The organism is Blautia segnis (genome assembly GCF_014287535.1).
Lineage (GTDB): Bacteria > Bacillota > Clostridia > Lachnospirales > Lachnospiraceae > Blautia_A > Blautia_A acetigignens.
In genome coordinates this window covers 30,578-47,121 of record NZ_JACOOT010000023.1, presented here as the reverse complement: position 1 = coordinate 47,121, position 16,544 = coordinate 30,578, and the positions used below count along the sequence as shown (strand labels likewise).

Annotated in this window: 14 protein-coding genes; 13 read left to right on the top strand and 1 reads right to left on the bottom strand. The window is 43.8% G+C overall.

The genetic code is table 11. The features are described from left to right. The first annotated feature begins 119 nt into the window (after positions 1 to 119). The 3 genes from H8S54_RS09915 to H8S54_RS09905 are packed head-to-tail and all read left to right on the top strand — an operon-like array spanning position 120 to position 3,945. On the top strand, positions 120 to 1,889 hold the full coding sequence (locus H8S54_RS09915) for a Na/Pi cotransporter family protein (protein ID WP_186901422.1): 1,770 nt from the start codon (positions 120 to 122) through the stop codon (positions 1,887 to 1,889). A gap of 38 nt (positions 1,890 to 1,927) precedes the next feature. Next, the gene (locus H8S54_RS09910) at positions 1,928 to 2,614 is read left to right on the top strand and encodes a response regulator transcription factor (protein WP_186901421.1); all 687 of its coding nucleotides are present in this window, start codon (positions 1,928 to 1,930) and stop codon (positions 2,612 to 2,614) included. Further along, positions 2,611 to 3,945: a sensor histidine kinase gene (locus tag H8S54_RS09905; protein WP_186901420.1), complete on the top strand. Its 1,335-nt coding sequence runs from the start codon at positions 2,611 to 2,613 to the stop codon at positions 3,943 to 3,945. Before H8S54_RS09910 ends, H8S54_RS09905 begins: the two co-directional genes overlap by 4 nt. 28 nt (positions 3,946 to 3,973) lie before the next feature. On the opposite strand, the gene nagB is transcribed toward H8S54_RS09905, so the two are convergent. Then, positions 3,974 to 4,699, bottom strand: coding sequence for a glucosamine-6-phosphate deaminase (gene nagB, locus H8S54_RS09900; protein WP_186901419.1), 726 nt, complete (start codon positions 4,697 to 4,699; stop codon positions 3,974 to 3,976). Positions 4,700 to 4,901: 202 nt separating this feature from the next. Between nagB and H8S54_RS09895 the strand changes: the two genes are divergently transcribed. From H8S54_RS09895 to H8S54_RS09850, 10 genes are all read left to right on the top strand, one after another. Next, the gene (locus H8S54_RS09895) at positions 4,902 to 6,656 is read left to right on the top strand and encodes a sensor histidine kinase (protein WP_243176774.1); all 1,755 of its coding nucleotides are present in this window, start codon (positions 4,902 to 4,904) and stop codon (positions 6,654 to 6,656) included. After that, complete coding sequence (locus tag H8S54_RS09890) at positions 6,631 to 7,386, top strand: response regulator transcription factor (RefSeq protein WP_186901417.1); 756 nt, start codon at positions 6,631 to 6,633, stop codon at positions 7,384 to 7,386. The genes H8S54_RS09895 and H8S54_RS09890 overlap by 26 nt, the downstream gene beginning before the upstream one ends. Beyond that, a complete protein-coding gene (locus tag H8S54_RS09885) occupies positions 7,370 to 8,641 on the top strand; it encodes an ABC transporter substrate-binding protein (RefSeq protein WP_186901416.1) in 1,272 nt (423 codons plus the stop codon). The genes H8S54_RS09890 and H8S54_RS09885 overlap by 17 nt, the downstream gene beginning before the upstream one ends. Positions 8,642 to 8,890: 249 nt before the next feature. Then, positions 8,891 to 10,168 carry an ABC transporter substrate-binding protein gene (locus H8S54_RS09880; RefSeq protein ID WP_186901415.1) on the top strand — a complete coding sequence of 426 codons (1,278 nt, stop codon included), beginning with the start codon at positions 8,891 to 8,893 and terminating at the stop codon, positions 10,166 to 10,168. A gap of 160 nt (positions 10,169 to 10,328) precedes the next feature. After that, positions 10,329 to 11,219, top strand: a complete 891-nt coding sequence (locus H8S54_RS09875) for a carbohydrate ABC transporter permease (RefSeq protein ID WP_186901463.1) — start codon at positions 10,329 to 10,331, stop codon at positions 11,217 to 11,219. Between the two features lie 15 nt (positions 11,220 to 11,234). Further along, positions 11,235 to 12,089 carry a carbohydrate ABC transporter permease gene (locus H8S54_RS09870; RefSeq protein WP_186901414.1) on the top strand — a complete coding sequence of 285 codons (855 nt, stop codon included), beginning with the start codon at positions 11,235 to 11,237 and terminating at the stop codon, positions 12,087 to 12,089. Between the two features lie 48 nt (positions 12,090 to 12,137). Then, positions 12,138 to 13,448: an alpha-L-fucosidase gene (locus tag H8S54_RS09865; protein ID WP_186901413.1), complete on the top strand. Its 1,311-nt coding sequence runs from the start codon at positions 12,138 to 12,140 to the stop codon at positions 13,446 to 13,448. Positions 13,449 to 13,455: 7 nt separating this feature from the next. Beyond that, complete coding sequence (locus H8S54_RS09860; RefSeq protein WP_186901412.1) at positions 13,456 to 14,712, top strand: Gfo/Idh/MocA family protein; 1,257 nt, start codon at positions 13,456 to 13,458, stop codon at positions 14,710 to 14,712. Beyond that, complete coding sequence (locus H8S54_RS09855; protein ID WP_186901411.1) at positions 14,703 to 15,521, top strand: acyltransferase domain-containing protein; 819 nt, start codon at positions 14,703 to 14,705, stop codon at positions 15,519 to 15,521. Before H8S54_RS09860 ends, H8S54_RS09855 begins: the two co-directional genes overlap by 10 nt. 93 nt (positions 15,522 to 15,614) lie before the next feature. After that, positions 15,615 to 16,541 carry a nucleotidyltransferase family protein gene (locus H8S54_RS09850; RefSeq protein ID WP_021925204.1) on the top strand — a complete coding sequence of 309 codons (927 nt, stop codon included), beginning with the start codon at positions 15,615 to 15,617 and terminating at the stop codon, positions 16,539 to 16,541. The last annotated feature ends 3 nt before the right edge of the window (positions 16,542 to 16,544 follow it).

Sequence of the window (16,544 nt, the reverse complement as noted above, 5' to 3'; positions counted from 1 at the left end):
AGTATTTTACATAGATTTAACATTCCTCTCCCCCGAAATTTTACATAGACCACCTATATTAATCTCATAACCAAGAAACAAACAAACTCTAACAAATGGATAAAAGGAGAGGAAAAAGAATGGATTTTTTTAGCATCCTGACTTTGCTGGGAGGCCTGGCAATGTTCTTGTACGGAATGCAGGTTATGGGAGACGGACTGGAAAAGCTTTCAGGAGGAAAGCTTGAGAAGATTCTTGAGAATCTTTCTTCAAACAGATTAAAGGCAGTTCTGGTTGGCGCTGCCGTGACAGCAGTTATTCAATCGTCATCAGCAACGACAGTTATGGTTGTTGGCTTTGTAAACTCAGGAATCATGCACTTATCACAGGCTGTTGGCTTCATTATGGGAGCAAATATCGGTACTACGATTACTGCATGGATTCTTAGTCTTGCCGGAATTGAAAGCTCGAATTTCTTTGTAAAATTATTAAATCCAAGCTCATTTTCACCTATTCTGGCACTGGTTGGTGTGATTTTCATTGTTTTTCTTCACAATGAAAAAAAGAAGGATATAGGAAACATTATGGTAGGATTTGCAGTGCTTATGTTCGGAATGAACACTATGAGCGGTGCTGTAAAGCCGCTTGCCCAGGTTCCGGAATTTACTAATATTCTGCTGAAATTTTCCAACCCGATTCTGGGAGTGTTGGCAGGTGCGCTTTTGACTGCGGTTATTCAGTCATCCTCTGCTTCCGTAGGAATTCTTCAGGCACTTTGTGTAACCGGTGCCGTTCAGTACGGCACGGCCCTGCCGATTATCATGGGACAGAACATTGGAACCTGTATTACAGCTATGCTTTCTTCTGTTGGTGCAACCAAAAACGCAAAGCGTGCAGCTGTGGTTCATCTGTACTTTAACATTGTAGGAACCATTGCATTTATGGGTGTTTTCTATCTTCTTAATACATTTTTACATTTTTCATTTATCAATGATGTGGCAGGACCGGCAGGGATTGCTGTCATTCATAGCGCATTTAACGTAATTGCAACTGTTGTACTTCTTCCGTTTGGTGACGTTCTTGTAAAAATGGCATGTGCGACTATTCGTGATACCAAGGAAGAAAAAGCTATCTCAGAAGAAGATCAGGAGTTTATGATCCTGGAATCCCGTTTTTTGAGCAATCCTGGAATTGCCATTGAACAGAGCAAAACAGCAGCCAAAAAAATGGCAGAGCAGTCTCAAAATGCGCTGAAGCTTTCCTTTGGACTTCTGGATACTTTCCAGGAGGAAAATGCGTTCCGTGTGGAAAAAATCGAGGCAAAGGTTGACCGCTATGAGGATGAGCTTGGAACCTATCTGATTAAATTGAATCAGAAGGAGCTTTCCGTAGAGGACAGTCACAGTCTTTCCATTATGCTCCATTGCATCGGTGACTTTGAACGTATTTCTGATCATGCTTTAAGTATTATGAAGTCAGCCAAAGAGATGTGGGAAAAAAATGCAGTTTTTTCTCCACAGGCAGTGAAGGAGCTTCATGTTATGGAAAAAGCGGTGGTTGATATTGTGGATAAGGCGTATGCAGTATTTGCCAACCAGGACATTCAGCTGGCAGAGGAAATCGAACCTTTAGAGGAAGTGATCGACGAGCTTAGCCGTGAATTAAAAAGACGCCATGTAAACCGCCTTAGAGCAGGAGAATGCACTATTGAGATGGGATTTATTTTGTCTGATGTAACTACAAGTCTTGAGCGAATTGCAGATCATTGCTCTAATATTGGTGTCTGCGTAACACAGGTAAGGGAAGACCTATATGATACACACAGCCATCTGGACACTGTGAAAAATGCTCCGGGAGAGCACTTTCACCATGAGCTTGAGGTGGCAAGAGTAAACTATATGCTTCCGTAAATGTGCGCAGATAATGCGTATGGGAGGAGAGAACTGAAATGATTTTTTGTGTAGAGGACGACAACAACATTCGTGATCTTCTGGTATACACCTTGGAGACCACAGGCTTTCATGCAAAAGGCCTGGCAGATCCTTTGGAGCTGTGGCAGGCTCTTGCACAAGAGGAGCCGGAACTGATCCTTCTGGATATCATGCTGCCGGGAGAGGATGGCTATTCGATTCTGGATAAGCTGAAGAAATCCTCCGGAACCAGAGATATTCCGGTAATTATGGTAACTGCCAAAGAGGCTGAATTTGATAAGGTGCGTGCCCTGGAAGCAGGCGCAGATGATTATATTACCAAGCCCTTTGGAATGATGGAATTTATTGCCAGGGTGAAGGCTGTGCTTCGGCGCAGCAGCCGTCACGGAGATGACAGAGAGCTGCGCTGTGAAGAACTGAGCATTTTCCCGGGACGTCATCAGGTTTACAGCAACGATCAGCCTGTAGAACTAACCAGAAAAGAATTTGAGCTTCTTCTCTACCTTATGGAAAACAGAGGAATTGTTATGACCCGTGACCAGATTCTGTGTCACATATGGGGATATGATTTTGACGGAGAAACGAGAACTGTGGATGTACATGTTCGAACCCTTCGCCAGAAGCTTGGAGATACCGGCAGACTGATTGAAACTGTTCGTGGTGTGGGCTATCGCATGGCGGATAAGGGAGGAAATCAGGGATGAAGCAGAAAATTCTGAATCATACCAGCATAATGATTATTCTTACAGTGCTTTTAACTTTTGTGGCTGCAAGCTTTGTGATGTATGGAAAATTTGATTCAGTTATGAAAACAGGAGTCAGAAATGAAGCCGAATATGTAAAGGTAGGGCTGGAGGAAGCAGGAACAATCTATCTGAATGAAAAAGTGGGACAAGCTACAGATACTCGTATTACGCTTACGGATAAAGACGGAAATGTTCTTTACGATAGTGAGGCTGATGCTTCTTTGCTTCCTAATCACAGCGATCGTCCGGAATTTATTCAGGCAATGGAGAGCGGGCAGGGTGAGATCGTCCGTTATTCAGAAACCCTTGCCCGGCAGACCTTTTATTATGCAGTGAAGCTGTCTGATGGCAGAATCCTGCGTCTGGCAAAAACAACAGACAGTGTTTTTCATACTTTGATGACAAGCTTTACTTTGCTTGGGCTTCTTATGATTCTGATCATCCTGGTGGAATATGTGCTTGCACAGCAGCAGACAAAGAGCCTGATCGAGCCTATTAATAATCTGAATCTGGAGAAACCTCTCGACAATGTGTGTTATGAGGAGCTTCGGCCTCTTCTTGTGAGGGTTGATCAGCAAAATAAGCAGATTGCAAGCCAGCTGGAAGAACTGAAAAAAACAGAAGCTGTGCGCAGGGAATTTTCCGCCAATGTTTCTCATGAACTGAAAACTCCGCTTATGTCTATTTCCGGTTATGCAGAGCTGATGATGAACGGAATGGTCAGACCGGAGAACATTGCTGATTTTTCAGGAAGGATCTATAAGGAGGCCAATCGTCTGGGAAATCTGGTGGCAGATATTATTCAGCTTTCCCGTCTGGATGAACAGCAGGACAGCACAGTTTCCATGGAGAGTGTGGAACTGGATGAGCTTGCCCAGGATGTAGTAAATAATCTTCGTGGTCACGCAGAGAAAAAAGAAATCCTTCTGGATTATCACGGAGAGCCGGCAACTATTCAGGGAGTACGCCATGTGCTTTACGAAATGCTTTACAATATTGCAGATAATGCAGTGCGCTATACCAATCCAGGCGGACACATTCATATTTATGTGGGAAAAAGAGGCGGAAAGCCTTTTTACAGGGTAGAGGATGACGGAATAGGAATTCCAAAATCTGAACAAAAACGAATATTTGAACGGTTTTACCGGGTGGATAAAAGCCATTCACGGCAAACCGGAGGAACAGGACTTGGACTGTCCATTGTCAAGCATGGAGCCAATTTACACCATGCGAAGATTACAGTGGATAGTGATCTTGGAAAAGGTACAAAAATGGAGCTGCTATTTTAGGCAGCTCCATTTTGTATGAGATTGAGATTTACAGTTCACTCATTGCGTCCTCATCTGCCACAATAATGGCATTTGGATGGAACTGAAGAATAGAAGCCGGACACTGTGGAGTAACCGGACCCTTGAGGGCTGCTGCAAGAGCCTTTGCCTTGTTTTTGCCGTTGGCAACCAGAAGAATGCTCTTAGCACGCATAATATTGCCAATTCCCATAGTATAGGCTTTACGCGGAACATCCTCTTCACTTGCAAAGAATCTCTTATTTGCCTGAATGGTTGCATCTGTAAGATCTACACAGTGTGTGCCTGCTTCGAAGTGATCAGCTGGCTCATTAAAACCGATGTGACCGTTGGGTCCGATTCCAAGAAGCTGTAAATCAACTGTGCCGATATTCTCAAGCAGAGTATTGTATGCGCTGCAGCATGCATCTGCATCAGGATTGGTTCCATCGGGAACATATGTATTCTTAATATCAATATTCACTCTGCTGAACAGATTCTTGTTCATGAAATAGCGGTAGCTCTGGTCGTTGGAGCCGTCCAGCCCTACATACTCATCCAGGTTAACGGACTTAACATGTGAAAAATCAAGGATTCCATCCTCATACATTGCTGCCAGCTGGTCATAGGTTCCAACCGGTGAAGAACCGGTAGCAAGACCAAGGATGCAGTCTGGTTTGGATAAGATAGTGCCTGCAATAATTGTAGCCGCAGTACGGCTGAGCTCTTCATAATTTTTTACTTTAATAATTTTCATAATGCTTGTTTCTCCTTCTCCATTAATTACTTCCAGTATACCTTATATTTGTGCGAAATGCTATAAATATTTTTGCGATTTTTTTATTGTTTTGGTAAAAATGATTGCAAGTTGGAAAATCATTTCCTATAATGAAAATAAGAGCATAAAATCTGATCCTATATCAGAGGATATGCTTAATTTATGCATAGGAATTATAAGGATGAAGAAAAAACATACACTAAAAAAAGAACTGACCCTTCTTATGATATTGGCATCTGCGTGTACCTTGCTGTCTGCATGTGTAGCTGTTTTCTATGTTTTCTTTTCTTTCTTTTTCCAGAAGACACAGGAAGATATTGAGTATGTGCTTCGCAACACCAGCCAGCAGTATCAAGCACATATGCAGTTCATTGAGGACAGTGTGATCACTATACGCCACAATACAGTGCTGAATGAGTTTTTTCAGGAGAAAGACTATGATCCGGATGAAATTGAATCCCAGCTTTCCTATAGCATGGAATTGTTTTCACAGCGGAACATGGTGGACAGGCAGCTGCCCTTTGTGACAAGCATTTATCTGTTTAACAACAGTGATGACTGCATTTATGAACATTATTATGCTACTACCCTGGCTGCTGAGCGGGAGCAGAAAAGCCGGTATGAAAACATGCTGCAGAGTTTGAAAATAACAGAAAGCCAATATATCTGTCTGACCGATGAGGATGAGATAAATATTTTTTTCCGTATCTATGATGACAGCATGAAGGAAAAAGGCTTGGGAATCGTCCAGATTTCCCAGACAGCTGCAGCGGCTTTATTAAATGCAGTGAATTCCTACAGCGACGGTTCCTGGGCAGTACTTGATAAAACAGATATGCTTCTTGCATCAGATGGTGATAAGGAAAATATTCTGGCACTTCAGAAAACAGAGATTTCCTGGAGCGGAATCAGAACACTGGGTAATGCGAGGGTAATTGGTTATGCAGATCAGTGCGGCTTCGGGATGCGAACAGTTATCGCAGTTGGATATGGAAATATTTTTTCTATTTTGAAGCCCACTCTTTTGATCTTTTTGGTGGGCCTGGTTGTGGTAATTGCCATTGCCTTTCTGGTATCCTATGTTACCAGCTATCGTTTTACCAAACCGGTAACAAGAATGATTCAGAGCATTCAGGCATTTGGCAAGCCTAAGCTGGATGTGCGCATGGAGGATTCTTCCATTCAGGAATTTCATGATATGGGGATTGTGTTCAACCAGATGGCAGACAGAATTGAGTATCTGATTACACAGGTATATGAGAAAGAGATTCTGGCGGTCCGCGCCCAGGTAAAGTATCTGCAGTCTCAGATTAATCCTCATTTTCAGTTCAACATTCTGGCCATGCTCAGCCTGAAGGCAAAAATGGCGGGAAACGAGGAGGTTTACGACGGTCTGAATGCATTTTCCAAGCTGATGCAGGGCAAGATCTTCAGGGAAAAAGAGATTAAGATCAAGGTAAAGGAAGAACTGGAAATTGTGCAGTTTTATTTGTATCTGCAGAAAAGCAGATACCAGGACAAGCTTTCCTATGAAGTGACGCTGGAAAATCCGGACATAGAGAACAATCTGATTCCACGCCTTCTTATCGAGCCTCTGGTGGAAAATGCGGTGTCCCATGGTTTGGAACCAAAACGGGAAAAAGGAATGCTGAAGGTTCATCTTTACGAAAGGGAGATGCTTCATATTTGCGTGGAAGATAACGGAGTGGGTATTGATTTTACCAAAATGGAGGAAAAACAGGAGAAATCAGGAGAAACGAATAAGATAGAACACACTCATACCGGATGGGAAAACACCAGAAGAATGCTTCAGATCCTGTATGGAGATGCTCATGAATTTAAGGTGTGGAGTGAGAAGGGAAAGGGAACCAGAATTGAGATACTGGTTCCTATTGAAAGAGGAGAGAGCTATGTGGAAAGTATTGGCAGCAGATGATGAAAGCTATATCAGGGAAGCCCTGCAGAAGCTGATCAACTGGGAGAAAATGGACTGCAGTCTGGAAAAGGTGGTTAGCGATGGTCAGGAACTTTTGGACGGGATTACCAGAAGCATGCCGGATATTGTGATCACTGATATCCAGATGCCAGGCGTAGACGGGCTTCAGGTATGCAAATATATATATGAAACAAGTCCGGAAACCCAGGTGATCATTCTTACCGCATATTCGGATTTTGAATATGCAAAGGAAGCCATTAAATACAGTGCCTGCGGTTATGTACTGAAAATTTCCATTATTGATGAGCTTCCGGAAGCTGTGGAAAAAGCAATTGGGAACCTATCCAGGCTGAAAAAAGAATTTGAAACAACCGAGGCCAGAAGAACTGAGGAACCGGAATCCCTGCTTTCCCAGGTAGAACAGTATGTGGAAGGAAATTACCGTAATAAGATTACGCTGGATGACATTGCAGATACCATGCATGTGAACCGGAGCTATTTAAGCCGTTTTTACAAGAACAAAACAGGAGTAAATCTGTTTGATGCTATTTTGAATAAACGTATTGAGGCTGCGAAGGATTATTTGCGGAATACCGATATGAAGACCTATGAAATTTCAGAGGCTGTGGGAGTGGAGGATGCAGGATATTTTTCCAAGATGTTCAAAAAGATCACAGGAGTATCTCCAAAAGAATTCAGGAAAAGAGAAAAAAATGAAGAGACGAAGTAGAAACAGCCTGTCTGGCCTTATATTGCTGCTGGCACTGTCTCTTTGCGGATGCGGAGAAAGGGAAAAAGAGCCTGTGACTATTACAGTGATCCATGCCTGGGGCGGAACCGGGGCAGACCATGTTGCAATGCGTGATATTTACGATGGCTTCCAGAAGGAAAACCCGGATATTGAAGTCCAAATGATATCCATGCCGGCACGGGAGGAGATGCTGCGCAAAGTGGAAGATATGATCATGGTGGGAAACATGCCGGATGTGATCACCTTCAGCGGAATGGGACAGAACACAACCTATGATTTTATTGTGAAAAACAATATGGCACTGGATATTATGCCTTATCTGAAAGAAGATAAGGAGTTTGCGGCGAATATTTCCAGAACTAATTTGAATTACTGGACGACAGATAACGGACAGCTGTTCACCGTAGCAGATGTTTTATCCTTGAGTGGTGGATATTGGTATAACGAGGATATTTTAGATGCAGCAGGGGTGAAAAGCCTTCCGAAATCCTGGGATGCATTTCGCGGCATGTGCTACAAAATACTTAAATGGGCCAACGAGCAGAAAAATGAGGTAAAGCCGCTTCAGACCTCGCCGGAGGGATATCTTTATTTTATGGATCAGATGCTGCTGGAGGATGAGGAAAATCATATTTTATGGAAGAACCAGGTTCGGGAGGTGCTCAAGCAGCTTCAGGGAATCTATGCTTATTCTGCTTCAGAAAATGCAGAATACAGCTATCTGGATGAGACCAGACTGTTTAACGAAGGAAAGCTGGCAGTGTATGTAAATGGTGTCTGGGGCGCTTCCATGATTTCCGAAAATATCAATGCCAGATATGCTCTGCTTCCCACCTTTTCCCAGGATGCGGTTTCCTGCGAATCAGCATGCCTTGGCTATGTGTTGGGAAATAGCCAAAATGAGCAGAAGGAGAATGCGTCTGTTGATTTTTTGAAATATATGCTCAGCGAAAAGGTACAAAAAAGAATCCTGGAGGAAACAGAGCAGATTCCAGCAAATGAACACGTGGTGCTGGATGCCTACAAGGAGGCAATGCCCCGTCTGTATCAGGCTGCTTCTTTGGTGCTTGAAGCTGACAGGAAAATTGAAGTTCCGGATAACCTGTGGCCGGCAGACCAGAAGGCTTATTTTACAGGCAATATTTTCCGTGTATTGACAGGTGCAATGACGCCGGAGAACTTTCAGAAGCGTCTTGGAAAAATACAAACTACAGAAAATAACAGTCAGAAATAAATACTGTCAAACAAAAAAATAAGATGGAGATCGGCAGAAGTGGAAAAGAAAAAGCTGAACTTCATCTTATTTTTTGTGCAAAAAGTGTAAAATATTGAGCGATGGTAAATATATTCCTGGTTTTCATTGTGAAAATGTCAATAATTACCTGTAAAATGCAAATTGGATTCATTCAAAAATACCAAAAACAACGATACAATAAGGATAGTAAAAGCAAAGACATATAAAGCTATGAAGGAGGAATTTTCAATGAAGAAAAAAATGGTAAGTGTGTTACTGGCAGCAGCAATGGGGGCTACTGGATTGGTTGGATTTGGAAGCACAGCTTATGCAGCTGATGATGTTCTGGAATTTTACCATGGCTATTATCAGGATGAGAGTGAGTGGGCAGCAGCGCAGGTAATGCGTGATATTTATGACGGGTTTGCAGAAGCCCATGCAGACGGACCGATTACTTTCAAACCAATCGCAGTGGAGAACAGAGATGATATTGTAAGCGCACAGGTTGCTGGCGGTTCCTTCCCGGATCTGGTAGATGTTGGAGGTGGCGGAGTTCCCCAGGCAGCACTTTCCCAGGAGCTTGTATATGACCTGAAGCCATACATTGATGAGAACGGTCTTCAGGATGCTGTTGGACTGAACTACACACAGCATGATATTGACGGACATATCTATGCAGTGCACGATCAGATTGAAAGCCGCGGACTGTGGTACAACTCTGACATTTTTGAAAAAGCCGGAATCACAGAGGATGCTTTTGCTGACTGGGATTCCTTTGCAGCAGCTATGGAGAAAATCCGTGCTCTGGATGAGGATGTTTACGGATACATTGCAGGACAGGGTTCCAGCTATATTGTAAATACGGTCATGGCATCTACTGATGAAGGAAAAGCAATGCTGGAATCTGAACTTACAGAAGATACCATCAATTCTGATGAGTTCGCAAATGCATTTAAGACTGCAGCAAAGCTGGATCAGGACAACGGATCTGAGCACACAACGGATGACAACGGAAACCTTATGGCTGAGTTTAATACAAATGGAAAAGCTGGTGTTCTATTTAACGGCGTATGGAATGCAAGCGGAATTGATGCATCTCTTAGTGATGTGATCGAGCCGGCTCTTTTCCCGGGAAACATCGCAATCGCTTCCGCAGGCGGCGGACTTGCTGTTGCAAACAACATGAGCGAGGAAAAAACAGAGCTTGCACTTGAGTTTATCAAATACATGACAAGCGAAGAGGTTCAGGAGAAAATCTTCACAGGCGTACAGGCGAATCCATGTAATACAACAATTGATTTAAATGCATTGGCCCAAAACAGTGATGATGCAGCAACCAAGAAGCTTGCACTGGCTTGCTCTGAGGTAAACGAAGCTGAAAATGTAGTAATCGATATGAACTACACATGGGGATCTGACGTTGACAAGGCAATTATCAATGCACTGATGGAGTGTGCAGTATCTGGAACTGATATTGATGCAAGATTCGCAGCGCTTCAGACAGAACTGATTGCACTGATCGCCTGAATAACAGAAATTCAGAAATATGCTGTGATGAACATAAACTATGAAGGAAAGGGAGGGGAGCAATCCCTTCCCTTTTTGAAAGGTAACTGTGAACGGTTACTCTGGAGGTATTAATTTGGAAAATTTGAAAGCTGTGAACAAAAGAAAGAATAAGCTGGGAATGCGTAGAAAAAGCTTTATCATTGCTTTTCTTGCACCTACTCTTATTGCATTTTGCGTATTTTATCTGTATCCCATTATCACCGTGTTTGTCACTTCTTTTTGCAAATGGGATTACACTAACATTACCAGCCCGGAATTTTTCGGCTGGAGCAATCTTTGGGACAATTATGATTATATTTTTAACAAGTATCCGTTTTTCTGGGAAGCCCTTCGCAATTCCACAACATGGGCAATTTTGGGTGCGGTAGTTCAGATTCCTATAGCAACGCTGATCGCTCTGGCACTGTCCAGAAAAGTAAAAGGCATCAAATTTGTACGAAATGTTTATATTATTCCAAATATGATTTCAACTGCCGCAATGGGCATTGTATTTTTACAGCTGTATAATCCGTCCTATGGAATCATCAATCCAATTATTCGTCTTTTTCATAAGGACTTTACTGATAATATTCTGCTTCTGAAGGGATCTGCTTTTGTGGCAATGACCTGTGCTTACATTTTTTTTACTGGGACCACCACCCTGATGATTCTGGGAAATATTATGGCAGTACCGGAAGAGGTAAGGGAAGCTGCCATGCTGGACGGAGCAAGCGGCTTAAGACAGGACTGGCATATCACTATTCCCATGATAAAAGGAACCTTAAAAACCGTATCTGTACTTGCTGCCACATCCGGATTCCTCCTTTACAACGAGGTTTACTTCCTGACAAAGGGCGCTGCAGGAACCTACAGTATCAGCTATATCATTCGTGAGCTTGCCATTACCAGCCCAAGAACCCAGTTCGGTCGTGCCAACGCAGTTGCCATGATACAGATTTTAGCCGGAATGGTGATTATTCTGGTAATCAATTTTGCGTACAGCATTTCCTTCAAAAAAGAGAAGAAATAAGAAAAGAGGAAGAATATGAAAAAAGCAAACACCCAAAAAGGTGTCAACAGTATGCCAATGGGAACAAGAATTGTGACCTACATCTGTCTTGCCTGGGCGCTGATCGTATCATTAGTCCCACTTGGCTGGTTGGTTCTTTCCAGTCTGAAAAAAGATCCGATGGCAAGACCTGGCTTCCAGCTTCCGGAATCTATCTGCCTGGATGGCTATATTTCCACATTTAAAGACTTGCATGTGCTCCGGTACTTTGGAAACAGCTTGTTTGTTGCCGGTATATCCGTTGTGATCAGCGTTGTGATGATCTCCATGTCTGCCTATGTAGTTGCAAGAATGGAATTCAAGGGAAAGGCACTGGTGAATATCCTGTTATATTCCACCATGTTCATTCCCGCCACAGCCCTTACCTATCCGGTTTACAACCTGGTAAACCGCCTGCATCTGTATGATACCAGATCTGCCCTGATCCTGATCTATTCCTGCAGCGGAATTGCAGTCAGCTTTTTTGTAATCAAAAACTACTATGACAACATTCCAAGAGAGCTTGAGGAGGCAGCCAGAATTGACGGCTGCGGCTATGTGCAGACATGGGTAAAGGTAATTTTCCCAATTGCCCGTCCCGGCATTATGACGGCAGCAGTGCTTGCTTTTTTGAATAACTGGAACGAATATTACTGGGCATCTCTTGTACTGATCACAAGGGAAAAGCTGACCGTTCCTGCACTTTTGTCCACCTTTACAACTGCCTTTAATACTAATTACAACGGACTTTTTTCTGCTATGGTAATTATTATTTTGCCTCCTGTGCTTTTGTACTGTATTTTCAGCAGATTCTTTATTGAGGCACTGTCCGGCGGAGCAGTAAAGGGATGATTTTTCAAACACGCTTGAAGACTTAGAAAACAATAGGAGAACAATAATATGAACGAAGAAATTAGAAAGCGTACAAAATGGTTTATGGATGCCAGATTCGGCATGTTTATTCACTGGGGACTTTACTCCATTCCTGCTTGCGGCGAGTGGATGATGTCAGAAAAAGAAATGACAACAGAAGAATATCACAAGTATTTTGAACAGTTTGATCCTGTAGATTATGACCCGAAAAAGTGGGTTCGCCTGGCGAAAAAAGCGGGAATGAAATATGCAGTTCTTACTGCAAAGCATCACGATGGCTTCTGCCTGTTTGATTCCAAGCTGACCGATTACAAAGCAACAAATACAAAAGCCGGACGCGATCTGGTAAGAGAATTTGTAGATGCCTGCCATGAGGAAGGGCTGAAGACCGGACTATATTTTTCTATTATTGACTGGCACCATCCAGACTTTCCAAAATATGGGGACAGGCAGCATCCAATGCGGAACAATCTGGCATACAAGGATGAAAAAATTGATTTTGACCGGTATTTGGAATACATGCATGGACAGGTAAAAGAGCTTGTGACCAATTATGGCAAGCTGGATCTTCTGTGGTTTGACTTTTCTTATGATGATATGACCGGGGAAAAATGGAAGGCAACTGAGCTGATTAAAATGGTGCGCACCTACCAGCCGGACGTAATTATAGACAACCGCCTGGAAGGGGCAGGTGACAATCACGGCAGCATCACCACAGATGAGCCTCTGATCTATAGCGGCGATTTCGCAAGCCCGGAGCAGATCATTCCGCCAAAGGGTGTGTGCGATGAACATGGAAATCCCATTCCATGGGAACTGTGTGCCACAATGAACAACCACTGGGGATATTGCAATTTCGACTATCAGTACAAAACACCTCAGATGCTTGTGCGAAAACTGGTGGAGTGCGTCAGCAAGGGCGGCAACATGATCCTGAACGTGGGCCCGGATGGTCGGGGAAACATTCCGACTAAGAGTGAGGAAATTCTCACGGAGATGGGAAAATGGATGGACAAAAATAAAGAGAGCATTTACGGCTGCGGTATTTCACAGCTGGAAAAACCGGATTGGGGAAGGTATACCCAGAATGGCGATGTAATTTATGCCCATGTTTATGAAACTCCTCTTGGTGCATTGCCTTTATATGGAATCGGACCGGATAAGCTGGAATCCGTTACCTATCTTGCAGATGGAAGCGAGGTAAACAGAGGAGAGGCTTGGAATACCGTACTGTATCCGGATGTGGCATTTTTATCCTTTGGGGAGAATCCGGTATTTACGTATCCACTGCCCGACGAGAAAGACACAGTTTTAAAAATCCGTTTGAGACAGGGGTGAGCAGAATATGAAAAAAGTTACAGCAATTTTGATCGGAGCGGGTCTTAGGGGCGGCTATGTGTATTCCCAGTATGCTTTGGATCATCCGGACGAATTTCAGGTTGTGGCAGTTGCAGAGCCGGATAAAGAGCGCAGGGAGATTTTTGCTGCGAAGCATCACATTCCGGAGAAATTATGCTTCAAAAACTATGAGGAGCTTCTGGCAAAAGAAAAAATGGCGGACTGCGCTATGGTCTGCACCCAGGATCAGATGCATTATGAGCCAGTTGTGATGGCTATGGAAAAAGGCTATCACGTACTTTGTGAAAAGCCCATGTCCCCGGACAAAAAAGAAATCATAAAGATGGGGGAGATGGCGAAAAAATACAACCGGATTTTGTCTGTGTGCCACGTACTTCGGTATTCACCCTTCTTTTCCAAATTAAAGGAACTTCTGGAAGAGGGCAGAATCGGAAGGCTGATGACCATTCAGCACATGGAGGAAGTGGGCTACTGGCACCACGCTCACAGCTTTGTCCGCGGAAACTGGCGAAATGCAGAGGAATCCAGCCCTATGATCCTGCAGAAATGCTGCCATGATATGGATATTATGCTGTGGCTGGCGGACAGCAAATGCGAAAGCATCAGCTCCTTCGGGGAATTATCTTATTTCAAAGAGGAAAACAGTCCCGAAGGTGCGCCTGCCTATTGTCTGGATGGCTGCAGCCACAGGGATGAATGTGCCTTTTATGCACCAAGGTTTTATCTGGAGCATCCCAAAGCAGTGGATGACGGGCTTGTGTATGCCGTAACAGATCCGGCAGACCCGGAGCATGTTCTGGAAGCGCTGAAAAAAGGGCCTTACGGCAGATGTGTGTTCCACTGTGATAACACCGTTGTGGATCATCAGAGTGTGGATATCCATTTTGAAAATCAGGTGACCGCTACCTTCCTTATGACCGCATTTACCAACCAGTGTGCAAGACGGATCCGCCTTATGGGAACAAAGGGGGAAATCAAGGGAGATATGGACACGGGCGTGATCGAGATCATTGATTTCGTAAGCCAGAACCATGAAACCATACAGCTGCACACTCCGGCCAAGGGACACAACGGAAGCGACATGAGCATGATGCGTGATTTCGTAAGAATGATCGGAGAAGGCAAAAAAGGAAAGACAGATGCCTCCGTTTCTGTGGAAAGCCATCTGATGGCCCTGGCAGCAGAGGAAGCAAGAGTAAAAGGACAGGTTATCGATTTCGGGGAGTTTTGTAAGTGGAATTAATTGAATTTTTGAATAGAATTCATATGGTGCAGCCAGCTGTGGAAATGTTGAAACAGCTGGCTGCTTCCAAAAGAATAAAAGAAGAACAGTATTTGCAGGATAAAATGCTCTATAGAAGAAACAGGCAGCAGTTTTATGAGAAGGTAAAGCAGCATAAGGACTATCGGCTGCGGTTTTTGTATGATTTCTGCCGCATGGGAGTAGAAGCCTATGAGGATTATCAGTCACAGGGAATCGGGGATGAAATATTTGACGCTACCTTTTATGATCTTACCCTATGGTGTGAAAACTGCTTCCGGGAATATGGGGAGTATGGCATCAACGAATACGACTGGTTTTTCCGTCATTTTGACCTGCAGATTTTCCGGCTGGGAAGGCTGGAATTTGAAAAAATGGAATCTCCATGGGAGATCCACGCTGCGGTCTGGGAAATAAGAAAAGGCCACCCGGTGATCAGTGTTCACATTCCGCAGGGGGAAAAGCTGACACCCCAGGCAGCAGCCCATTCCCTGGAAAAAGGAAAAAGCTTCTGGGGAGATGAGCTGCCTTATCTGTGTCATTCCTGGCTTTTATATCCGGGGCTGAAAGAAGTACTTTCACAGACAAGCAATATCCTGCAGTTTCAGAATTATTTTCAGATTGTGGACATTGATTTTGCAGAGAAAGAAGCAGAGTGGCGAATTTTCGGAAAGGTGGAAGAAAATCCGGAAAAATATCCAGAAAACACCACCCTGCAAAAAAGGGCAAAACAGTATCTTCTGTCCGGGAAAAAACTTGGAAACGGGCTGGGAGTTCTGCAGGAACTTTGAGGTTAAAATTGACAAGAATGGGATAGTCTGTTACGATAATCAGAGTAACAAAATTGAAATTTTATTGCGCGAAAGCAGGGAGGTAGCAGTAATATGAAAAAGCCAGCATTAGTAGTAATGGCAGCAGGTATGGGAAGCAGATACGGCGGTCTCAAACAGATCGACCCGGTAGATAAAGAGGGAGATATTATTATCGATTTTTCTATCTATGATGCGCTCCAGGCAGGATTTGAAAAAATTGTATTTATCATAAAGAAAGAAAACGAGGCAGATTTCCGTGCAGCCATCGGCGACCGCATGAGCAAGCATGCAGAGGTAGTCTTTGTATTCCAGGATCTGCACAATCTTCCGGAAGGCTATCAGGTTCCGGAAGGACGTGTGAAACCATGGGGCACAGGTCATGCGATCATGAGCTGTATCGATGTGATCGACGGACCATTTGCAGTTATCAATGCAGACGATTATTATGGACGTCATGCATTTCAGATGGCTTATGATTTCCTTACCAAGAACCAGGATCAGGATGGTGTTTACCAGTATATGATGGTTGGCTACAAGCTGGAGAACACCCTTACCGACAACGGCCATGTGGCACGAGGCGTATGTGTGACAGACGAGGACGGATACCTGAAGGATATCAATGAGCGTACCCACATTGAGAAAAAGGACGGCGGCGCAGCCTACACAGAGGATGACGGTGCTACCTGGACCGCACTTCCTATGGATGCTACCGTATCCATGAACATGTGGGGATTTTCCGCAAGCATTCTGAAGGAGCTGAAGGACAGATTCCCGTTATTCCTTGAGAAGAACATAGAGAAGAACCCGCTGAAGTGCGAGTATTTCCTTCCATTTGTAGTAGATGAGCTTCTTGGTGAGAAGAAAGCCACTGTTAAGGTGCTGAAATCCATGGACAAATGGTATGGCGTTACCTATAAAGAGGACAAGCCGGTTGTAATGGCTGCTGTCCAGAAGATGAAGGATGAAGGCGTTTATCCTCAGAAGCTGTGGGAGGACTGATCC